We start from the raw sequence: 19,695 nt of genomic DNA, 5'->3' as shown, positions 1-19,695 counted from the left end.
GGCACGGCGGGCCTCGTCCCCCGCCCGGGTTCCGGTCCGGTGAGGTGCTGGGGGCGAGAGGTGTGTCCCGGCTACCAGCAGGCCGGAAGGGTGTTGGTCTCGCTGCCGATGGCGGTGTCCTTCATCCAGCCGTACTGCCCGTTGTCGGCCTCGGTCCACTCCCAGCGGTAGGGATGCGGGCCGCCCACGTACTCGTCCGGGTTGCCGCCGTCGTAACGGCACTCGAACCAGCTGGGGTTGGAGTACATGTGGCCGACGATGCGGCTGGAGTCCGGGTAGAACCGGGCCAGGTCCTTGTAGCCGTAGACCGGGGCGCCGGAGCGGTTGTCGCACCACCAGTGGCTCCCGCTGTACCAGCAACCGCCCGCCGCCGAGGCGGCGGGCGCGGCGGTGGTCCCGAGGCCGACGGCGAGCGCCGCGGCGCTGAAGAGCACCGCCAGGGGCTTCTTGATACGCATGCGAGTCACCCTGTGGCCGCCGCCCCGCCGCCCGCAATGTTTTCGAACGCGCTGGAAGTGTCTGGCGCGAGCGGCACGCGGCGGCTACGGGGACCGTAGCGGCGTCAGTCCCCGCGCAGCACCTTGGCGAGGGTGCTCTCCCCCGTGACCTCGATCCGGCCCGCACGCACCGCGTCCAGCACGGTCGAGATCCCGCGACTCACCTCAGCGCAGGTCCCGGTGTCCAGGCTCAACCGGACGTCCGGCTCCTCGGGGGCGGGGCCGTCTCCGTACACGGGCCCCTCCCCGGCGCCGAGCCACACATGGAACTCCCCTTCTTCCAGGCGGACTTCGACCAGCCCTTCGGCGCTCTCCCCCGCCAGGCCCCGCAGCAGCGGCAGCGCGAACCAGTGCGCCCGTACGGCGTCCGTGGCCCCACGCTCGCCCAGCGAGTGCGCGCCCCACTCACCGAGCGCCTGCAGCACGGGCAGCAACTCCCGCCCCCGGCCGGTGAGTTCATAGACGTAGGCGGCGCCGGGCGGCGGCAGCCGGCGCCGGGTCGTCAGTCCGTCGCGCTCCATGTCCTTGAGCCGGGAGGCGAGGACGTCCGTGCTCACGCCCGGCAGATCCGCGTGCAGATCGGTGTAGCGGCGCGGGCCGCCGAGCAGCTCGCGGACGATCAGGAGGGTCCAGCGGTCACCGACGGCGTCGAGCGCTCGGGCCGCGGAACAGTACTGGTCGTAGCTTCGGCGAGGTGACATGCGACGCAGTCTAGACATGTTGTTGGACTTTCCAAGCACTCACTTGGTAAAACCAAGCAACACCACGAACCGGAGGGCACAGCGCATGGAGTTCCGGCAGTCGAGCAAGCTCAGCGAGGTCTGTTACGAGATCCGCGGCCCGGTGATCGAGCAGGCCGACGCACTGGAGGCGGCAGGCCACAGCGTGCTGCGCCTCAACACCGGAAACCCCGCGGCCTTCGGTTTCGAGGCGCCGGAGGAGATCCTCCAGGACATGATCCGGATGCTGCCGCAGGCGCACGGCTACACCGACTCGCGCGGCATCCTCTCCGCCCGCCGCGCGGTCGCCCAGCGCTACCAGGAACGGGGCCTCGAGGTCGGCGTGGACGACGTCTTCCTCGGCAACGGCGTCTCCGAACTGGTCTCCATGGCGGTCCAGGCGCTGGTGGAGGACGGTGACGAAGTCCTCATCCCCGCCCCGGACTTCCCCCTCTGGACGGCCGTCACGACCCTGGCGGGCGGCAAGGCGGTCCACTACCTCTGCGACGAACAGTCGGACTGGTACCCGGACCTGGCCGACATGGAGTCGAAGATCACCGACCGCACCCGCGCGGTCGTCATCATCAACCCCAACAACCCGACCGGCGCGGTCTACCCCCAGGAGATCATCGAGGGCATCCTCGACCTCGCCCGCCGGCACGGCCTGATGGTCTTCGCGGACGAGATCTACGACCAGATCCTGTACGACGACGCGGTCCACCACTCGGCCGCGGCGCTCGCCCCCGACCTGGTGGTCCTCACCTTCTGCGGCCTGTCCAAGACGTACCGGGTGGCGGGCTTCCGCTCGGGCTGGCTGGTGGTGACGGGCCCCAAGCAGCACGCCCGCAACTACCTGGAAGGCCTGACCATGCTGGCCTCCATGCGGCTGTGCCCCAACGCGCCCGCCCAGTACGCCATCCAGGCCGCGCTCGGTGGCCGCCAGTCCATCCAGGAGCTGACCGCGCCCGGCGGCCGCCTCCACGAACAGCGCAACCGTGTCTGGGAGAAGCTCAACGAGATCCCCGGCGTCTCCTGCGTCAAGCCCAAGGGAGCGCTGTACGCCTTCCCCCGCATCGACCCCGAGGTCCACAAGATCCACGACGACGAGAAGTTCGTCCTGGACCTCCTCCTCCGCGAGAAGATCCAGGTCGTCCAGGGCACCGGCTTCAACTGGCCCCGCCCCGACCACTTCCGCATCCTCACCCTCCCGCACGCCGACGACCTGGACGCGGCGATCAGCCGGATCGGACGGTTCCTTGGCGGGTATCGGCAGTAGGGCCGCCGTATGGCGCACTCCGACCTGCGGACCGCCGGGGGCGATGACACCGTACGGAAGGAGTGACAGGAGCGGAGAGGGGTGTCGGCCATGGGTGACCTGCTCCTCGTGCGGCACGGCGAGACCGAGTGGTCCTTGTCCGGGCGGCACACCGGATCGACCGACATCCCGCTGACGGAGAACGGCCGCGAGCAGGCCAGGCGGCTGGCCCCGCTGGTCGCCTCGCACCACATCGCGGCGGCGTTCGTGAGCCCGATGCAGCGCGCGCGGGAGACGGCGCGGCTGGCCGGGCTCGAGGGGGCGCGGGTCGACGCGGACCTGTGCGAGTGGGACTACGGCGGGTACGAAGGGATCACGACCGTGGAGATCCACCGGACCCGGCCCGACTGGTTCCTGTTCGACCACGGGGTCGCGCCGGGACCTCCGGAGCATCCCGGGGAGAGCCCGGAGCAGGTCGGGGCACGGGCGGAACGGATGCTCGCCAAGGTCGACGCGGCGCTCGCCGAGGCGGAGGGCAGTGTCGTCCTGATCTCCCACGGGCACTTTCTGCGGGTGCTGACCGCGCGGCGGCTGGGGCTGCGGGCTTCGGACGGCGCGTTGTTCCAGCTCGCCACCGGGACGGTGAGCCGGCTGAGCACCGAGCATCGGCGCCCCGTCGTGGCCGGCTGGAATGTCAGACCCCCGTCGTAGTCTTCGAGTGCGCTGCGGCCGAGGTACGGAAAGGGGTGCCGTCATGACACGAACGCCGACCGTCGCGCAGCGGCGTGTCATCGATGCGGCGGATCCGGTGACCGGGCGGCTGAAGGGGACGGACGCGCAGCTCGCCGCGCTGGTGAAGCGGGGGCTCGCCTTCCGGCATCCGCGACCGCCGCACGACCACTTCCTGACGCCCGCCGGGCACCGGATACGGGAGGCGCCCGAGCCGACGGCGGCCCCTGAGCCTCCCGCCGCCCCCGCCGACTCGGGCGTGTTCGCCGCGCGGATCGGCGGCGAGGAGAACGCCGCCCGCGGCCCCTCCCGCACCCGCGAGGTGCACAGTGCCTGGCAGGGGCTGCTGGAGCTGCGGCGGATGACCCATCGGGACGGGTCGGTGGACCGTCCGTGCGGATGGGAGCGTACGCATCTGGTGCAGGCCGCCGCACTCGCCCTGGAAGCCGCCGGGCACCGCCCCGCGGCAGGGGAAGGCCCCGGCTATCGGGTGCGGGCGACTCCGCAGCCCGAGGCCGTCGCCGTGCGCGAGCCGGACGCCGAGGCGCTGCGGGCCTGCGCGGCCACGCTGGAGAAGGCGGGCTGGCAGGTCGGCGAGCACACGGAGCCGCGTACGGGAGCGCGGTACGTGCTGGCCTCACCCCGGCGGGCGTGAGGTCCCGCGGCCCTCCTTCCACCCCTCAGTAGAGTGACGTCCGTTCCGGCCGTCGTACGCACGGTCGAAGAAGGGAATGTGGTGACTGAGCCGTTTTCCGTGCCCGGTGACCCTGGAGACGACCATCCGCTATCTGCGGGAGTTGCGTGCGGGGGACCGGACCGAAGTGACCTGCGCGTTCAGCTGGGGTGAGAGCAAGACCTACCGGATCGGGCAGACGATACGGAAGGCGGACGGCACGGTGGCCGCCGAGTTCACCGCGGTGGGTGAGCTGCTGGACCTCAAGGAGCGCAGGCTGGTCGCGGACCCCCGCGTGTACTTCCGCGCGCTGGCCACCGGTCCGGGCGTCTTCGGCCTCTGAGCCCAGCCCGCGTGGCGCGGTCTACGCGTCCAGCAGCTCCGGGCTGTGCTGCGCGTCGTAGGCCGCGCGCGACTCGGCGATCGTGACGCGGTGCCGCTCCGCCCAGTCCGTGAGAGACAGCAGGGTGGCGTGCAACTCGTAGGCCACCGGCGTGAGTTCGTACTCGACCCTGGGCGGGACCGTCGGGTGGACGGTACGGGTGAGGAGTCCGTCGCGCTCCAGATTGCGCAGCGTCAGGGTGAGCATGCGGCGGCTGATGCCATCGATACTGCGCTCCAGTTCGGTGAAGCGGATCGGGCCGTGCGCCGCGGCCACGATGATCTGCACGCTCCATTTCCCGGCGACCCTGTCAAGAACCTCGCGGACCGGGCACGCCTGCGCGTGCACGACCTGCGGGGTAACACCGGTGTTCCCCTGGGACATTGAGGTGCCTCCTTATACCGATCTCCATGGTCACTCACGATGTACCCCGTTACAAGTCGTGCACCTATGGAAACGCGTCGCATACGCGATCGCATACACGGAGGTCGTCGTCATGCCGTTCCGGACCGAGTCACCGTCCGAGCCGCGGGTATCCCGAACCCACTCCCGCTGGGCCTCGCTCGTCGTCCTGTGCGCGGGCACCCTGATGACGATCCTGGACGGGAACATCGTCACCGTCGCGATGCCCGCGATCCAGAGTGATCTGGGGTTCTCGGGGCCGGGGCTCGCCTGGGTGGTGAACGCCTATCTGATCCCGTTCGGGGGACTGTTGCTGCTCGTGGGCCGGCTCGGGGACCTCGTGGGGCGCAGGCGGATGTTCGCCGCCGGGCTCGTGGTGTTCACGGCGGCGTCCGTGCTGTGCGGGGTCGCCACCGACCGGGGCCTGCTGGTCGCGGCCCGCGCCCTTCAGGGTGTCGGCGGGGCGATGACCTCGGCCGTCGTCCTCGGCATGCTGGTCGCGCTCTTCCCCGAACCGCGTGAACAGGCCCGCGCCATCGCGGTGTTCAGCGCGGTCGGCGCGGCGGGCGGAGCGCTCGGCACCTTTCTCGGCGGGGCGCTGACCCAGACGGCCGGCTGGCACTGGATCTTTCTGATCAACCTGCCGATCGGAGTGGCCGCGTGGCTCGCCGCGATCCGGATCCTCGCCCCGGACCAGGGAGTCGGGCTCGGCAAGGGCGCCGACTATCCCGGGGCGGCGCTGGTCACGGGCGCGCTGATGCTGACGGTGTACACGATCGTCGGCGCCGGCGACCGGAATCCGGGGACCACACTCACCCTGGTCGTGGTCACGCTCGGTCTCTACGTCGGCTTCGTCCTGCGTCAGGCGCGGGCAGCCCGTCCGCTGCTGCGGCTGCGGCTCTTCCGCTCCCGCGCACTGAGCGGCGCCAACGGAGTGCAGATCCTGATGGTCGCGGGGATGTTCGGCTTCCAGTACATCGGTGCGCTCTACCTCCAACGCGTCCTCGGGTACAGCGAGTTGGCCACCGGCACCGCGTTCCTCCCGGCGCCGGTCGCGATCGGGGTGCTGATGCTGACCCTGTCCGCGCGGACGATCGCCCGGTTCGGACCGTACCGGGTGCTGCTCGCCGGGCTCCTCCTCATCACCGCGGGCATGGCCCTGCTGAGCCGGGCCCCGGCCGACGGCTCGTACGTCGCCGACGTACTGCCGGCGATGCTGCTGCTCGCCGCCGGTTTCGCGGCCGCGATGCCCGCGGTGACGGGGCTCGCCATGACGGGCGCCCGGGAGGAGGACGCGGGACTGGCCTCCGGACTCTTCAACACCACGCAGGTGGTGGGTGGTTCGCTGGGGCTGGCCGCGCTGACCACGTTGGCGGCGAGTCGTACGGAGCGCCTGACCGGCGGCGGTGAGGGGGCCGTGGCGGCCACGGCGGACGGATACCGACTGGCGTTCACGGTGGCCACCGGGATCGCGCTGGCGGCCCTGGTCCTGGCGGCGACGGTCCTGCGGCCGGGGCGGGGACACGTCCCGCACATCTCCTCCGCGCGGCCCGAGCGACTGATGACGCACCTTTCTCCTCGCGACCGGTCCTGACCAGGACTGCGCGCCCGTCCCCCGCCCCAGGGGCCCCCGGCAGCCGCTGAGGGAGCGCCAACTCGGTCTCGCTGGGCGGGTGTACGCCGCCCTCAATCTCTGGTAGGAAACTTTCCTAACAGTACGTGGACGCAACACTCCCCTCATCGGAGGTACCGTGCACACCCCCCACACAGGTCCCCAGCTCCACACCTCACGGCGCACCCTGCTCACGCTGATCGGAGCCTCGCTGGTGGCAGGCCCCCTCCTCGCGACCCAGTCCCAGGCCGCCGCCTCCGGCGGTCTGGACGACCCGGCGAAGAAGGAGATCGCGATGAAGCTGGTCTCCAGCGCGGAGAACTCCTCGCTGGACTGGAAGGCGCAGTACAAGTACATCGAGGACATCGGTGACGGGCGCGGCTACACGGCCGGCATCATCGGCTTCTGCTCGGGCACCGGCGACATGCTGGACCTGGTCGAGCTGTACACCCAGCGCAAGCCGGGCAACGTCCTCGCCAAGTACCTGCCCGCCCTGCGCAAGGTGAACGGCGGCGACTCGCACCAGGGCCTGGACCCGGGCTTCCCCGCCGACTGGCGCAAGGCCGCCCAGGACACCGCGTTCCAGCAGGCCCAGAACGACGAGCGGGACCGGGTCTACTTCAACCCCGCCGTCGCCCAGGGCAAGACCGACGGCATCGGCGTCCTCGGCCAGTTCACCTACTACGACGCCATCGTGATGCACGGCGACGGCGGCGACAGCACCAGCTTCAGCAACATCCGCAGGCGTGCCCTGACCAAGGCCAAGCCGCCGGCCCAGGGCGGCAACGAGGTGACGTATCTGAACGCCTTCCTCGACGCGCGCGTCTGGGCGATGAAGCAGGAGGAGGCCCACTCCGACACGACCCGGGTCGACACCGAGCAGCGGGTGTTCCTGCAGAAGCGGAACCTGAATCTCGATCCGCCACTGAACTGGAAGGTGTACGGGGACAGTTACCACATCGGCTGAGACCGAGACCCGGCCCCGGGGTGCGGGGCCGGGCCCGGCCCGCTACGCGCCCACCACCGCGGGGCCGGGACCGGTGCGCCGGTCCGAAATCTCCTCGCCCGGCTCCATCGGGGCCGTGACCTCGTCGTCGTCCCGGTTCCGGCCCAGGTGGTTGAAGACGAGGTTGAGCAGGACGGCCGCCACGCACCCCGTGGAGATCCCCGAGTCCAGGACGATCCGCGCCGTCTGCGGGAACGCGTGGTAGAAGTCCGGCGCGGTGATCGGGATGATCCCGACGGCCAGCGACACGGCGACGATCAGGACGTTGTTGTCCTTCTCCAGGCCGGCCCTGACCAGGGTCTGGATGCCGCTGGCCGCGACCGAGCCGAACAGGACGACGCCCGCCCCGCCGAGGACCGGGCGCGGTACGACGGCGATCAGCGACGCCGCCATCGGGCACAGGCCCATCAGCACCAGGAAACCGCCGCCGGTGGCGACGACGTACCGGCTGCGGATCCGCGTCATCGCGACCAGCCCGATGTTCTGCGCGAAGGCGCTGCACATGAAGCCGTTGAAGAGCGGGCTGAGGGCCGAGCCGAGGGTGTCCGCGCGCAGGCCCGCCGCGATGGTCCGCTCGTCGGCCGGACGCTCGACGATCTCGCCCAGCGCCAGCATGTCCGCGGTCGATTCGGTCATCGAGACCACCATGACCACACACAGCGAGAGGATCGCGGCGAGCTGGAACTGCGGGGCGCCGAAGTGGAACGGCGTCGGGAAGCCGACCACGTCCGCGTCGGTCACCGGACCGAAGTCCGTGACACCGAACGGGATCGCCACCAGCGTGCCGATGACCAGGCCGAGCAGCACGGCGATCTGCTTGACGAAACCACGGGTGAAGCGGCGCAGCAGCAGCACGAGCAGGAGCGTGGCCGCCGCGAGGCCCAGGTAGGTCGGCGAACCGTAGTCGTGCGCCGCGGGATCGGGTCCCTGCGCCCAGCCGAAGGCGACCGGCAGCAGCGAGACACCTATGAGGGTGATGACGGTGCCGGTGACGACGGGCGGGAAGAAACGGACGGCCTTGCTGAAGAAGGGAGCCGCCACGAAGCCCAGGACGCCCGCGACCATCACCGCGCCGAAGATGATCGGCAGGGCGTCGGACTTGTCCCTGGTGGAGGCGGCGACGGCGGTCATGGGGGCGACGCCCGCGAAGGTGACGCCGTTGACGAACGGCAGCCGCGCTCCGATCTTCCAGACGCCGAGGGTCTGGAGGAAGGTGGCGAGGCCCGCGGTGAACAGGCAGGCGCCGGTGAGGAAGGTCAGCTCGGTGGGGGACAGACCGACGGCGGCGCCGACGATCAGGGGTGGGGCGACGACTCCGGCGTACATGGCGGCCACGTGTTGCAGGCCCGTGGTGGCCATCTTGAGCGCGGGCAGTTTCTCGTCGACGGGGTGGGCGGTCACGGCGGCTCCTCCGGGCGGGTAACACGTCGGCTCCGACGTGGGTTTCAGGAGGTGGTGCGCGGTCGTGCGGGACCGAGGGACGGAACCCCTCAAAAAGGGTAAAGGTGACCGTTCCGGGGCGCGCACGTCCATGCACGCCCCGGAGACGGCCGCCATGGACCCCGCTCGGGTCCACGGCTACCGGCCGAGGGCCGTCCCCCTCGGCCGGAGTCTTTCAGCGGGTCAGGCCCCCGCGGCGATCCGCGCGAGGCGCTGCGCCTCTTCCCGCGTGGCGCGGGCGATGACGTCCTCGTCGACGTGCAGGAGCCGGCCGCTCTCCACCACCGGCTCGCCGCCCACGAGCGAGAGCGTGACCGGGGCCGCCGCGCCGAAGACCAGCGCGGTCACCGGGTCGGCGATCGAGGCGTGCGCGAGGGTGTCCAGCTTCCACAGCACGAGGTCGGCGAGCTTGCCCGGCTCCAGGGAACCGATCTCCGCCGCCCTGCCCAGGACCTGCGCGCCGCCGTAGGTGCCCAGGCGCAGCGCCTGACGGGCGTTCAGGGCGGCTTCGCGGTGGGCGCCGAGGCGGTTGATGAGAAGGGCGTTGCGCAGTTCGGTGTGGAGTTCACCGGACTCGTTCGAGGCGGTGCCGTCGACGCCGAGGCCGACCGGGACGCCGGCCGCGAGCATGTCCGGGACGCGGGCGATACCGGCCGCGAGGCGGGCGTTGGACGAGGGACAGTGGGCGACACCGGTCTTCGTACGGGCGAAGGCGGCGATGTCGGAGTCGTTCATGTGGACGCAGTGCGCCATCCACACGTCCTCGCCGAGCCAGCCGGTGGACTCGAAGTACTCGGTCGGGCCCATGCCGAACAGTTCCTTGCAGAACTGCTCCTCCTCCACGGTCTCCGAGCCGTGCGTGTGCAGTCGTACGCCCTTGCGGCGGGCCAACTCGGCGCCCTGACGCATAAGTTCGGTGGAGACGGAGAAGGGCGAGCAGGGTGCGACGGCCACCTGGGTCATGGCGCCGAAGGAGGGGTCGTGGTGCTCGTCGACGGTCGCCTCGGTGGCGGCGAGGGCGCCATCGAGGGTCTCGACGGCGAAGTCCGGCGGCAGCCCGCCGTCCTTCTCGCTGCGGTCCATGGAGCCGCGGGCGAGGGTGAAGCGGACGCCCATCTCGCGGGCGGCCCGGATGATGGCGCCGGACAGGTCGCCGGAGCCTTGCGGGAAGACGTAGTGGTGGTCCATGGCGGTGGTGACACCGCCGCGGGCCATCATGGCGAGGGAGCCCTGTGCGGCGGCGGACACCATCTGCTCGTCGATGCGCGCCCAGGTCGGGTAGAGCGCGACGAGCCAGTTGAAGAGGTTGTGGTCGGTGGCCAGGCCGCGGGTGATCCACTGGTAGAAGTGGTGGTGGGTGTTGACCAGGCCGGGGGTCACGAGGTGGCCCGTGGCGTCGATACGGCGTACGACGTTCTCCAGGCCCTCCGGGGCCCTGCCCGCGCCGAGCGACTCGATGCGGTCGTCCGCGACGACGACATGGCCCGACGCGTACTCGGTGTCGCCCGCGTCCACCGTCGCGATCGCACAGTTCTCGATGACGATGCGCCGGATTTCTGCCGATGCTGCCATGGTGCGTCCTTCTTCGATTCGAGGGGTGGGCACGGCAGGACCCTAGGAGGTTTGAGTGCCGCGGCTGTCGACGCCACGGGTGCCGAAGGAGGGGCCTTCGCCGAGGCCTCGGAGGCCGGCCGGCGCAGAGGTTGGAGCAGGGGCCGGCTCAGAGGTTGGTGAGGTCCACCGGGATGTGCGGCTCGCAGCCGTCGCGCAGGATGGTGGCCTCGATCAGTCCGTAGGGCCGGTCGGCCGCGAGGTACACAGCCCCATCGGCGGTATCGTTCTCGAGCCCGAACGGCTTGAGGTCGACCAGGAAGTGGTGCTTGTTGGGGAGGGAGAAGCGGACCTCGTCGATCTCGCTGCGGTTCTCGATGATCCGCGAGCCCATCTGGTACAGGGTCTGCTGCAGCGACAGGGAGTAGGTCTCCGCGAAGGCCTGGAGCATGTGCTTCCTGACCTGGTCGTAGGACTTCTCCCAGTTGGGCATCTTCTGCTCGTCGCCGGTCCAGTTGAAGCGCCAGCGGCCGGAGACCTGGGTGGCCAGGATGCGGTCGTACGCCTCGGGGAGCGTCGTGTACTTGTCCTTGACGTAGCCCCAGAACTCGGAGTTCGTCGAGTTCATCACGACGAGGTCCTTCAGCCCCGAGATGACCTCCCACGACGAGCCGTCATAGGTGATCTGGGTGACCCGGGTCTCCTGGCCCTTGCGTACGAAGGAGTGCTTGACGTCGTCGGCGCCGATGAACCTGGAGTTGGCGTCGGAGGTCTCGATGCGCTCCCAGGCGTACTCCTCGATGCGGATGCGCGCGGTCCTGATCGGCTCCTGCGAGGTCACGAAGTGCCGGGCGAGGTGGATGCCGAACTGTTCGGCGGACTCGATGCCGTACTCCTTGGCGAAGGCGTACACCGTGTTCTTGGTGGTGTCCGTCGGCAGGACGTTCGCGTTGGAGCCCGAGTAGTGGACCTCTTCCATGTCGCCGCTCAGCGCCACGGACACGTTCAGGTCCTTGATGTGGTGCGTCGCGCCGTCGCGGGTGATCTTCACGACGCGGTTCTCGGCCTTGCCGTACTGGTTCTGTCCCAGCATCACAGGGCGGCCGCGGTGGGAATGGTCGGTCATTTCTGCTAGCTCCCTCGGTAAACGGAGTAGCCGAACGGGTTGAGCAGCAGCGGTACGTGGTAGTGCTCGCCCGGCCTGACGGCGAAGGTGATCGTCACCTCGGGGAAGAACACTCCGCTCGCACCGCTGTCCCGATTCGCGGGGGCGTCCTGCTGCGCATCGGCTTGCTTCTTCTCGAAGTACGCCTCGACCTCGAAGTCGAGCCGTACGTGGGTCATCCCCTCCGGCAGCGCCGGGAGGTCCTTGCACCGCCCGTCCGCGTCGGTCGCGGAGCCGCCGAGCTCCCGCCAGTCCGCCGTGCGGCCGCCACGGGCCGCGAGCCGGACGGCGACGCCCTCGGCGGGGCGTCCGACGCTGGTGTCCAGGATGTGCGTGGACACGGATGCGGTGGTGTCGGTGCTCATACGTTCTCCTCCTCCACGAGACGGGCCAGCCGGATGCGGTTGATCTTGCCCAGTTCGGAGCGGACGATCTCGCGCTCCTGCTCGGGCGAGTTGCCGATCCGTTCCTTGACCGCGTCACGCATCTGCTCGCCGGTCCGGCCGGTGGCGCAGATCAGGAAGACATGGCCGAACCTCTCCTGGTACGCCAGGTTCAGTTCGAGCATCTCCTCCTTGAGCTCCGCCGAGGCGCCGGCCATGCCGCGCTGCTCCCGGGAGGAGGTGGGGTCCCCGGGCTTCGGCCGCCCGATCGGCGGGTGCCCCGCCATCGCCTCCGCCAGGTCCTCGGCGGTCAGCTCGGCCATGGCGGCGTCGCTCGCGGCGAAGACGTCGTCGGGGGTGGTGTAGGGGCGGTGGGTGAGCAGGGTGCGCACCCAGGCCTTCGACGCGCACGCCTCACGGAGGGCGGCGTGGGCCGCGTGCTCCTCCAGGGCGTTGAACCGGGCGAGGCCGCCGGGTGTCGTACTCGAAGTCACGGGAAGCCTCCGTGGCCTTGTGCTGGACGGGCTGCGGCTAGCTAACGCCCTCGGAAACACCACGTCAACACTTTGTTGAAAAATCGAGGTAACAACCGCCGCCCCGCGCCCGGCGACCACCGAAGCCCGGCGCTCAGGCCTCCTTCTCGCGGTTCAGGTAGTTGTAGACGGTGAAGCGGCTGACGCCCAGCGCGCTCGCCACCGTCTCCACACCGTGCCGCACCGAGAAGGCTCCGCGGGCCTCGAGCACCCGTACGACCTCCTGCTTGGACTTGCGGTCGAGGTCGGCCAGCGGCTTGCCCTGCTTGCGCTCCAGGGCGGCCAGAATGTGATCGAGCGAGTCGGCCAGCTGCGGCAGCCGTACGGCGACCACGTCCGCACCCTCCCAGGAGAGCACGACATCGTCGGGGCCGGCCCGGTCGGGCGCCACCATCTCGCCCCCCATGGCGTCGACCAGCGGCTTGACCGCCGCGATGAAGGGGTCGTCTCCGATACCGGTCACTTATCGCCCTCCCCGACCGCGTTCACCTGCAGCGAGACCCTGGTGGCGCCGGCCGCCAGAGCCCGGCGCAGCAGCGCGTCGACCGCGGTGAGCACCGCGTCCGCGTCCCCCTCGGCGGTGTTGCCGAACGGGCCGACGTCCACGGCGTCCAGTTCGGCCGCCTCGATGACCTCGCGGGCGACCAACGCGTGCGGGGGCGCCTCGTCGAGGTCGAAGGGCTCGGTCGTGAACTCCACTCTCAATCGCACGCGCTCAACCTACTGCGCGGTGCCGATTTTCCGGCAGCCGCCTCTTGACAAGCTTCGACACCCGACGGCAGTCTTCCATTAAGCAGAAACTAACTTCCGCAATACGGAATTCAACGACGTCTCGACTCTCGCCGGCGAACGTCTCGACACGGAAGGGAGCGCCGAGCCACATGCCGGGTTCCGAATGGGGCACAGCCACCGAGCATCGCTTCAGCGTCAACCTGTCGATCCTCTTCACGGAACTCCCGCTCCTGGAGCGCCCCGCGGCCGCCGCCGCGGCGGGCTTCACCGCGGTCGAGCTGTGGTGGCCGTGGGTCGACTCCCCCACCCCCGAGCGGTCCGGACTCGGCGCCTTGAAGAAGGCGATCGAGGACGCGGGCGTCCGGCTGACGGGGCTGAACTTCTACGCCGGACAGCTGCCCGGCCCCGACCGGGGCGCGCTGTCGGTCCCCGGCGCCGAGTCGGAGCGGTTCCGCGCCAACATCGACGTGGCGGCCGACTTCGCGCGGTCGCTGGGCTGCAGGGCCCTCAACGCGCTGTACGGCAACCGTGTCGAGGGCGTGGAGGCGGCCGAGCAGGACGCGCTCGCGCTGGAGAACCTGGTCCTCGCGGCGCGGGCCGCCGACCGGAACGGCGCGATCCTCCTGATCGAGACCCTCAACCAGCCCGAGTCACCGCGGTATCCCCTGGTGAGCGCTCCGGCGGGAGTCGCCGTCGTCGACAGGGTCAATGAGGCGTCCGGCCTCGGCAATGCCAGGTTCCTCATGGACCTGTACCACCTGTCCATGAACGGCGAGGACCTGCCGTCGGTGATCGAGCGGTATGCCGCGAAGACCGGTCACGTGCAGATCGCCGACAACCCCGGGCGCGGCGCCCCCGGCACCGGGACCCTGCCCCTGGAGGACCTCCTCGGCCGTCTCGGCAAGGCCGGTTACGAGGGCTGGGTCGGCCTGGAGTACAAGCCGGGCGACCGTCCGAGCGCGGCGGCCTTCGACTGGCTGCCGGCGGAGGCCCGGGCCGCCCGCTGAGCGGCAACTCATCGACGTATCACAGCAGTCAGAGAGGCACCCTCATGAGCAGCACTCTTGCAGATTCTTCCCACCCGAACCGCCCGGCCCGCCCGGCGGTCGCCTGGATCGGTCTCGGCATCATGGGCTCCCCCATGTCGGAGAACCTGATCAAGGCCGGGTACGACGTCACCGGGTTCACGCTGGAACAGGACAAGCTGGAGCGTCTCGCCGCCGCGGGGGGTACGGCCGCCGGTTCGATCGCCGAGGCCGTGCGGGACGCCGACGTGGTGATCACGATGGTGCCCGCCTCCCCGCAGGTCGAGGCCATCGCGTACGGCCCCGACGGCATCCTGGAGAACGCGAGGTCCGGCGCGCTGCTGATCGACATGTCGTCGATCACCCCGCAGACCTCCGTGGACCTCGCGAAGGCGGCCGCCGCTAAGGGGATCCGGGTTCTGGACGCTCCCGTGTCCGGTGGCGAGGCCGGGGCGATCGAGGCCGTGCTGTCGATCATGGTCGGCGGCGAGCAGGCCGACTTCGACGAGGCCGAGCCGCTCTTCGAGGCGCTCGGCAAGACCATCGTGCTCTGCGGTCCGCACGGCTCCGGTCAGACCGTGAAGGCCGCGAACCAGCTGATCGTCGCCGTGAACATCCAGGCGTGCGCCGAGGCCGTCGTCTTCCTGGAGAAGTCCGGCGTGAACCTGAAGGCCGCGCTCGACGTCCTGGGCGGCGGGCTTGCCGGCTCCACCGTACTGACGCGGAAGAAGGACAACTTCCTGAACCGTGACTTCAAGCCGGGCTTCCGCATCGACCTGCACCACAAGGACATGGGCATCGTCACGGACGCCGCCCGCACGGTCGGCGCCGCGCTGCCGGTGGGCTCGGTGGTCGCCCAGCTCGTCGCTTCCCTGCGCGCCCAGGGTGACGGCGGCCTCGACCACTCGGCCCTCCTCCGCTCCGTGGAGCGCCTCTCAGGCGCCCACCTCTGACACGCCCCCGTCACACCAGTCAGGGGCCCGCCCGCTCGGACGCAACCCTGACGCCCCGGACGCGCCCCTGACGGCTCGGGCACTGCCCCGGCGCCTCGGACGCGGCCGGATGCGTCGGCCGCAGACCTGAGACACGCGGGGCGAGGTCCGACACCTCGGGCGGGATCCGATGCATCAAGCACCGCCCCGGCACGAGGGGCACAACCCCGACACAGCGGTCGAGGCCCGTGCGCCGGGCGCGGCCCCGAGACACCGGGCGCATCCCCGGCACCCCGGGCGCAGCCCGTACGTCGGGCGTGGCCGGATGCGTCGGGCGCAGCCCGCTGGGCCGAGCGGAGCCCCGCCATGCCGAGCGCAGGCCCGCGTGCCTCGGGGTGGTTCTGAGACTTCCGGGTGGTGTCGTCGCTGACACCTGTCCTGTCGCGCCCAAGCGGCGGCGCCACCCGGAACCCAACCTATTTCAACAAACTGTTGACGTTCGGAACGCCCCAAACCTAGGCTCCACAAAGCGGAAGTCGGTTTCCGCTGCCCCTCGCATGGAAGGTCCACGATGTCGAAGCGCGTGCTTACGACCGAGTCCGGTGCTCCGGTCGCCGACAACCAGAACTCAGCCACCGCCGGCGCAGGCGGCCCGCTCCTCCTCCAGGACCAGCACCTCCTGGAGAAGCTCGCCCGGTTCAACCGCGAGCGCATCCCGGAGCGCGTGGTGCACGCCCGCGGCTCCGGCGCGTACGGCCACTTCGAGGTCACGGACGACGTCACCGGCTTCACCCACGCCGACTTCCTGAACACGGTCGGCAAGCGCACCGAGGTCTTCCTGCGCTTCTCCACCGTGGCCGACAACCTGGGCGGCGCGGACGCGGTCCGCGACCCGCGCGGCTTCGCGGTCAAGTTCTACACGGAGGAGGGGAATTACGACCTCGTCGGGAACAACACCCCGGTCTTCTTCATCAAGGACCCGCTCAAGTTCCCCGACTTCATCCACTCCCAGAAGCGCGACCCGTTCACGGGCAAGCAGGAGCCGGACAACGTCTGGGACTTCTGGGCGCACGCCCCCGAGGCCACGCACCAGGTGACCTGGCTGATGGGCGACCGCGGCATCCCCGCCTCGTACCGGCACATGAACGGCTACGGCTCGCACACCTACCAGTGGACGAACGCCGAAGGCGAGGCCTTCTTCGTCAAGTACCACTTCAAGACGAACCAGGGCGTCCGCAGCCTCTCCACCGAGCAGGCGCAGGAGATCGCGGGCAAGGACCCGAACTCCCACCAGACGGACCTTCTCCAGGCCATCGAGCGGGGCGTGCGCCCGTCCTGGACCCTCCACGTCCAGATCATGCCCGCGGCCGACGCGGCGGACTACCGCTTCAACCCCTTCGACCTCACCAAGGTGTGGCCGCACAAGGACTTCCCGCTCCAGCGCGTGGGCCGGCTGGTCCTGGACCGCAACCCCGACAACGTCTTCGCCGAGGTCGAGCAGGCCGCGTTCTCCCCGAACAACTTCGTTCCGGGCATCGGCCCCTCCCCCGACAAGATGCTCCAGGGCCGGCTGTTCGCCTACGCGGACGCCCACCGCTACCGCCTCGGCGTCAACCACACCCAGCTCGCGGTGAACGCGCCGAAGGCCACGACCGCGGACAACTACGGCCGCGACGGCTTCATGGCATCCAACGCGCAGGGCCGCGCCGCCAAGAACTACGAGCCGAACTCCTACGGCGGCCCGGCCGAGACCGGCCGCCCGCTGTCGGCCCCGCTGGCCGTCGCCGGCTGGACCGGCGCCCACGAGGCTCCCCTCCACACCAAGGACGACGACTTCTTCCAGGCCGGCGAGCTCTACCGCCTGATGTCGGCCGAGGAGCGGTCCCGGCTGATCGCCAACATCGCCGGCGGCCTCGCACAGGTCTCCCGCGACGACGTCGTCGAGAAGAACCTCGCCCACTTCCACGCCGCCGACCCGGAGTACGGCCGGCGCGTGGCGGAAGCGGTCCACGCCCTGCGCGAGGACTGACCCCTGACCGCGTCACCGGGCCAGACGGGAGGTCGGCCCGGTGACGCGCGCCCCGCGAGGACCCGAGCGACCCGGATGAGGGGTGGTCGCCGGTGGCACGCGGGCACGACGAGGACCGCGGCGGATGTGAGCCAGTGCGGTGGTGAAGGTCCCGGGACCCCCTTCTCGACCTGAGGGAAGGCGCCCCGGTTCCGTCACGGCCGCCGCGGTCCCCGTCACACACCGGGCGAGGCGCCGGGTACGGACTCCGTACCCGGCGCCTCGGCATGCTCCCGGGGTGCGGAGTCGGCCGGAGCACAGCAGCCTGAAAGCATGGACTATCCCAGCATCGTCGTGCACGCCCCGGCACTGGACGGCTCGCGACGGGTCACCACGGGGGACGAGACGCTCGGTGTCGCCTATCACCTCGACGACGTCATCGAGATCCTGCGGCGGGCCGAGGTCGACCTGGACGAGATCGAGGTCGACAAGACCGACATCATCGACTGGCAGGGCGGCGGACCCGACCACTGGCCGGGATTCGAGGAGCTCGAGCTCCCGGAGGACTGAGCACACGCCCCGGACACGTACGCCAGTGGACGTACGCCGGCTACGCAACCCTCAAATCAAGCTCTGAACACGACCCCAGGGGCTTCAACTCACCCCGGTGGTGGGCGCATTCTCGGCACACGAGGCCCGCCGGCACGGGGGCGGCGGGCCTCGTGACGGGGGTACGGGGGATCACGGGGGAACAGCACGAGGGGCGGCTCACCCAAACGGTGAACCGCCCCTGGTACGTACACGACCGGTACGCGGGGAACGCGTACGTCAGACCTTCAGCGTCCTGATGGACGTGGGCGCGTGGCCCGGCTCGGTCGCGATCTCCTCGAACTCCACGACGTTGCCGATGTCGTTCGTCGTGGACATCGAGATGTTCGTGACGCGCTCCAGGATCGCCTCGACGACGACCGGCACCCTGTACTCGGCGGCCAGCTTCTTGGCCTGCTCGAAGGCGGCACCCAGCTCGGCCGGGTCGGTGACACGGATCGCCTTGCAGCCGAGGCCCTCGACGACCTTGACATGGTCGACGCCGTAGACGCCGAGCTCGGGCGAGTTGATGTTCTCGAACTCCAGCTTGACCTGGAAGTCGATGTCGAAGGCCCGCTGCGCCTGGCGGATCAGGCCCAGGTAGGCGTTGTTGACCAGGACGTGGACGTAGGGGATCCGGTGCTGGGCGCCGACGGCCAGCTCCTCGATCATGAACTGGAAGTCGTAGTCGCCGGAGAGGGCGACGACGGAGGCCTCCGGGTCGGCCTTGGCGACGCCCAGCGCGGCCGGGACCGTCCAGCCGAGCGGTCCCGCCTGGCCGCAGTTGATCCAGTGCCGGGGCCGGTAGACATGCAGCATCTGGGCGCCGGCGATCTGCGAGAGGCCGATGGTGGAGACGTACCGGGTCTCCGGGCCGAAGGCCTTGTTCATCTCCTCGTAGACGCGCTGCGGCTTGATCGGGATGTCGTCGAAGTGCGTACGGCGCTGGAGGGTCGCCCTGCGCTCCTGGGCGGAGGCGGCCCACGCGGAGCGGTCCGGCAGCCGGCCCTCCGCCCTGAGCTCCTTCGCCACCTGGACGAACAGTTCGAGCGCGGCCTTCGCGTCGGAGGCGATGCCGTAGTCCGGGGCGAAGATCTTGCCGATCTGGGTGGGCTCGATGTCGACGTGGACGAAGGTACGGCCCGCGGTGTAGACGTCCAGCTTGCCGGTGTGGCGGTTGGCCCAGCGGTTGCCGATGCCCAGGACGAAGTCGGACTCCAGGAAGGTCGCGTTGCCGTAGCGGTGCGAGGTCTGCAGTCCCACCATGCCGGCGTTCAGCTCGTGGTCGTCGGGCAGGACACCCCAGCCCATCAGGGTGGGGACGACCGGGATGCCCGTCAACTCGGCGAATTCCACGAGGAGTTCACTGGCATCGGCGTTGATGACACCGCCGCCGGCGACGATCAGGGGCCGCTCGGACCCGTTCAGCAGCCCGATCGCCTTCTCGATCTGAGCCCGGGTGGCGGCGGGCTTGTACGCCTGGAGCGGCTCGTACGTCTCCGGGTCGAACTCGATCTCGGTGAGCTGGACGTCGATGGGCAGGTCGATGAGGACCGGGCCCGGACGGCCGGAGCGCATGAGGTGGAAGGCCTGCTGGAAGACGCCGGGAACCTGGGCCGCCTCCAGCACGGTGACCGCCATCTTGGTCACCGGCTTCGCGATCGAGGCGATGTCGACGGCCTGGAAGTCCTCTTTGTGGATCACGGCGGTCGGCGCCTGGCCCGTGACGCACAGGATCGGGATCGAGTCGCCGATCGCGGAGTAGAGGCCGGTGATCATGTCGGTGCCCGCGGGTCCCGACGTACCGATGCAGACGCCGATGTTGCCCGGGCGGGTGCGGGTGTAGCCCTCCGCCATGTGCGAGGCGCCCTCGACATGGCGGGCGAGGGTGTGGCCGATCCCCCCGGCGGCCTTGAGGGCCGCGTAGAAGGGGTTGATCGCCGCGCCCGGGACGCCGAACGCGTCGCTGACGCCCTCGCGCTTGAGGATCTCGACTGCCGCGCGGGCAGCGGTCATACGAGCCATGGAGTACTCCTGCTTCGGCTGTCGGATTCGCGCTCCCG

The 19,695-nt window shown here is 70.3% G+C and carries 20 protein-coding genes and 1 pseudogene; 10 read left to right on the top strand and 11 right to left on the bottom strand.

Features of this window, described 5'->3' with window-relative positions; translation table 11 throughout:
- Positions 1-71 precede the first annotated feature (71 nt).
- Together ACZ69M_RS40575 and ACZ69M_RS40570 are read right to left on the bottom strand one after the other, a co-directional pair.
- On the bottom strand, positions 72-458 hold the full coding sequence (locus ACZ69M_RS40575) for a hypothetical protein (protein ID WP_470058015.1): 387 nt from the start codon (positions 456-458) through the stop codon (positions 72-74).
- A gap of 104 nt (positions 459-562) precedes the next feature.
- Positions 563-1,198, bottom strand: a complete 636-nt coding sequence (locus ACZ69M_RS40570; protein ID WP_470058013.1) for a winged helix-turn-helix transcriptional regulator — start codon at positions 1,196-1,198, stop codon at positions 563-565.
- Between the two features lie 85 nt (positions 1,199-1,283).
- Here ACZ69M_RS40570 and ACZ69M_RS40565 point away from each other — a divergent pair, with 85 nt between their 5' ends.
- The 4 genes and pseudogenes from ACZ69M_RS40565 to ACZ69M_RS40550 form a co-directional block, all read left to right on the top strand.
- Positions 1,284-2,492 (top strand): pyridoxal phosphate-dependent aminotransferase, encoded by a 1,209-nt coding sequence (locus ACZ69M_RS40565; protein WP_470058011.1) that lies wholly within the window; start codon positions 1,284-1,286, stop codon positions 2,490-2,492.
- 90 nt (positions 2,493-2,582) lie between these two features.
- Entirely contained in the window at positions 2,583-3,182 is a 600-nt protein-coding gene (locus tag ACZ69M_RS40560; RefSeq protein WP_470058009.1) for a histidine phosphatase family protein, read from the top strand.
- Between the two features lie 43 nt (positions 3,183-3,225).
- Positions 3,226-3,855, top strand: a complete 630-nt coding sequence (locus tag ACZ69M_RS40555; RefSeq protein ID WP_470058007.1) for a hypothetical protein — start codon at positions 3,226-3,228, stop codon at positions 3,853-3,855.
- Positions 3,856-3,958: 103 nt separating this feature from the next.
- Positions 3,959-4,216 (top strand): annotated as a pseudogene (locus ACZ69M_RS40550) (acyl-CoA thioesterase); the annotation flags it as partial.
- 21 nt (positions 4,217-4,237) lie between these two features.
- Here the strand turns inward: ACZ69M_RS40550 and ACZ69M_RS40545 are convergent.
- The gene (locus ACZ69M_RS40545; RefSeq protein ID WP_470058005.1) at positions 4,238-4,639 is read right to left on the bottom strand and encodes a winged helix-turn-helix transcriptional regulator; all 402 of its coding nucleotides are present in this window, start codon (positions 4,637-4,639) and stop codon (positions 4,238-4,240) included.
- Positions 4,640-4,751: 112 nt separating this feature from the next.
- Here ACZ69M_RS40545 and ACZ69M_RS40540 point away from each other — a divergent pair, with 112 nt between their 5' ends.
- Both ACZ69M_RS40540 and ACZ69M_RS40535 read left to right on the top strand, forming a co-directional pair.
- Positions 4,752-6,251 carry an MFS transporter gene (locus tag ACZ69M_RS40540; protein ID WP_470058003.1) on the top strand — a complete coding sequence of 500 codons (1,500 nt, stop codon included), beginning with the start codon at positions 4,752-4,754 and terminating at the stop codon, positions 6,249-6,251.
- 157 nt (positions 6,252-6,408) lie between these two features.
- Positions 6,409-7,236: a chitosanase gene (locus ACZ69M_RS40535; RefSeq protein WP_470058001.1), complete on the top strand. Its 828-nt coding sequence runs from the start codon at positions 6,409-6,411 to the stop codon at positions 7,234-7,236.
- Positions 7,237-7,278: 42 nt separating this feature from the next.
- Here ACZ69M_RS40535 and ACZ69M_RS40530 read toward each other — a convergent pair whose 3' ends face one another.
- The 7 genes from ACZ69M_RS40530 to ACZ69M_RS40500 form a co-directional block, all read right to left on the bottom strand.
- Positions 7,279-8,676, bottom strand: coding sequence for a nucleobase:cation symporter-2 family protein (locus ACZ69M_RS40530; RefSeq protein WP_470057999.1), 1,398 nt, complete (start codon positions 8,674-8,676; stop codon positions 7,279-7,281).
- Between the two features lie 222 nt (positions 8,677-8,898).
- A complete protein-coding gene (locus ACZ69M_RS40525; RefSeq protein WP_470057997.1) occupies positions 8,899-10,287 on the bottom strand; it encodes an 8-oxoguanine deaminase in 1,389 nt (462 codons plus the stop codon).
- A gap of 148 nt (positions 10,288-10,435) precedes the next feature.
- Positions 10,436-11,392 carry a factor-independent urate hydroxylase gene (gene pucL, locus ACZ69M_RS40520; RefSeq protein ID WP_470057995.1) on the bottom strand — a complete coding sequence of 319 codons (957 nt, stop codon included), beginning with the start codon at positions 11,390-11,392 and terminating at the stop codon, positions 10,436-10,438.
- A 5-nt stretch (positions 11,393-11,397) separates the two neighbouring features.
- A complete protein-coding gene (gene uraH, locus ACZ69M_RS40515) occupies positions 11,398-11,796 on the bottom strand; it encodes a hydroxyisourate hydrolase (RefSeq protein ID WP_470057993.1) in 399 nt (132 codons plus the stop codon).
- Positions 11,793-12,308 (bottom strand): 2-oxo-4-hydroxy-4-carboxy-5-ureidoimidazoline decarboxylase, encoded by a 516-nt coding sequence (uraD, locus tag ACZ69M_RS40510; protein ID WP_470057991.1) that lies wholly within the window; start codon positions 12,306-12,308, stop codon positions 11,793-11,795. Before uraD ends, uraH begins: the two co-directional genes overlap by 4 nt.
- A 133-nt stretch (positions 12,309-12,441) precedes the next feature.
- Positions 12,442-12,810 (bottom strand): helix-turn-helix domain-containing protein, encoded by a 369-nt coding sequence (locus ACZ69M_RS40505; RefSeq protein ID WP_382123558.1) that lies wholly within the window; start codon positions 12,808-12,810, stop codon positions 12,442-12,444.
- Positions 12,807-13,058 (bottom strand): YkoF family thiamine-binding protein, encoded by a 252-nt coding sequence (locus ACZ69M_RS40500; RefSeq protein ID WP_054237051.1) that lies wholly within the window; start codon positions 13,056-13,058, stop codon positions 12,807-12,809. Before ACZ69M_RS40500 ends, ACZ69M_RS40505 begins: the two co-directional genes overlap by 4 nt.
- A gap of 170 nt (positions 13,059-13,228) precedes the next feature.
- Here ACZ69M_RS40500 and ACZ69M_RS40495 point away from each other — a divergent pair, with 170 nt between their 5' ends.
- The 4 genes from ACZ69M_RS40495 to ACZ69M_RS40480 all read left to right on the top strand — a co-directional run bounded on the left by ACZ69M_RS40495 (position 13,229) and on the right by ACZ69M_RS40480 (position 17,614).
- A complete protein-coding gene (locus ACZ69M_RS40495; RefSeq protein ID WP_470057988.1) occupies positions 13,229-14,086 on the top strand; it encodes a TIM barrel protein in 858 nt (285 codons plus the stop codon).
- Positions 14,087-14,130: 44 nt separating this feature from the next.
- Positions 14,131-15,057, top strand: a complete 927-nt coding sequence (locus ACZ69M_RS40490; protein WP_470057986.1) for a 2-hydroxy-3-oxopropionate reductase — start codon at positions 14,131-14,133, stop codon at positions 15,055-15,057.
- 550 nt (positions 15,058-15,607) lie between these two features.
- The gene (locus ACZ69M_RS40485) at positions 15,608-17,065 is read left to right on the top strand and encodes a catalase (protein WP_364564285.1); all 1,458 of its coding nucleotides are present in this window, start codon (positions 15,608-15,610) and stop codon (positions 17,063-17,065) included.
- 312 nt (positions 17,066-17,377) lie between these two features.
- Positions 17,378-17,614 (top strand): hypothetical protein, encoded by a 237-nt coding sequence (locus ACZ69M_RS40480; protein ID WP_054237047.1) that lies wholly within the window; start codon positions 17,378-17,380, stop codon positions 17,612-17,614.
- Positions 17,615-17,872: 258 nt separating this feature from the next.
- On the opposite strand, the gene gcl is transcribed toward ACZ69M_RS40480, so the two are convergent.
- A complete protein-coding gene (gene gcl, locus ACZ69M_RS40475) occupies positions 17,873-19,657 on the bottom strand; it encodes a glyoxylate carboligase (RefSeq protein ID WP_470057983.1) in 1,785 nt (594 codons plus the stop codon).
- Positions 19,658-19,695: the final 38 nt, after the last annotated feature.

The sequence above is a fragment of the Streptomyces sp. NPDC107454 genome (genome assembly GCF_055582885.1).
The sequence above is the reverse complement of the archived record's forward strand: the minus strand, read 5'-3'. Positions and strand labels throughout refer to the sequence as shown.

Bases quoted from the DNA above. Each gene is read 5' to 3' on its own strand.
- ACZ69M_RS40575 (WP_470058015.1), bottom strand. From the start codon at position 458: ATGCGTATCAAGAAGCCCCTGGCGGTGCTCTTCAGCGCCGCGGCGCTC.
- ACZ69M_RS40570 (WP_470058013.1), bottom strand. From the start codon at position 1,198: ATGTCACCTCGCCGAAGCTACGACCAGTACTGTTCCGCGGCCCGAGCG.
- ACZ69M_RS40565 (WP_470058011.1), top strand. From the start codon at position 1,284: ATGGAGTTCCGGCAGTCGAGCAAGCTCAGCGAGGTCTGTTACGAGATC.
- ACZ69M_RS40560 (WP_470058009.1), top strand. From the start codon at position 2,583: ATGGGTGACCTGCTCCTCGTGCGGCACGGCGAGACCGAGTGGTCCTTG.
- ACZ69M_RS40555 (WP_470058007.1), top strand. From the start codon at position 3,226: ATGACACGAACGCCGACCGTCGCGCAGCGGCGTGTCATCGATGCGGCG.
- ACZ69M_RS40545 (WP_470058005.1), bottom strand. From the start codon at position 4,639: ATGTCCCAGGGGAACACCGGTGTTACCCCGCAGGTCGTGCACGCGCAG.
- ACZ69M_RS40540 (WP_470058003.1), top strand. From the start codon at position 4,752: ATGCCGTTCCGGACCGAGTCACCGTCCGAGCCGCGGGTATCCCGAACC.
- ACZ69M_RS40525 (WP_470057997.1), bottom strand. From the start codon at position 10,287: ATGGCAGCATCGGCAGAAATCCGGCGCATCGTCATCGAGAACTGTGCG.
- pucL (WP_470057995.1), bottom strand. From the start codon at position 11,392: ATGACCGACCATTCCCACCGCGGCCGCCCTGTGATGCTGGGACAGAAC.
- uraH (WP_470057993.1), bottom strand. From the start codon at position 11,796: ATGAGCACCGACACCACCGCATCCGTGTCCACGCACATCCTGGACACC.
- ACZ69M_RS40495 (WP_470057988.1), top strand. From the start codon at position 13,229: ATGCCGGGTTCCGAATGGGGCACAGCCACCGAGCATCGCTTCAGCGTC.
- ACZ69M_RS40490 (WP_470057986.1), top strand. From the start codon at position 14,131: ATGAGCAGCACTCTTGCAGATTCTTCCCACCCGAACCGCCCGGCCCGC.
- ACZ69M_RS40485 (WP_364564285.1), top strand. From the start codon at position 15,608: ATGTCGAAGCGCGTGCTTACGACCGAGTCCGGTGCTCCGGTCGCCGAC.
- ACZ69M_RS40480 (WP_054237047.1), top strand. From the start codon at position 17,378: ATGGACTATCCCAGCATCGTCGTGCACGCCCCGGCACTGGACGGCTCG.
- gcl (WP_470057983.1), bottom strand. From the start codon at position 19,657: ATGGCTCGTATGACCGCTGCCCGCGCGGCAGTCGAGATCCTCAAGCGC.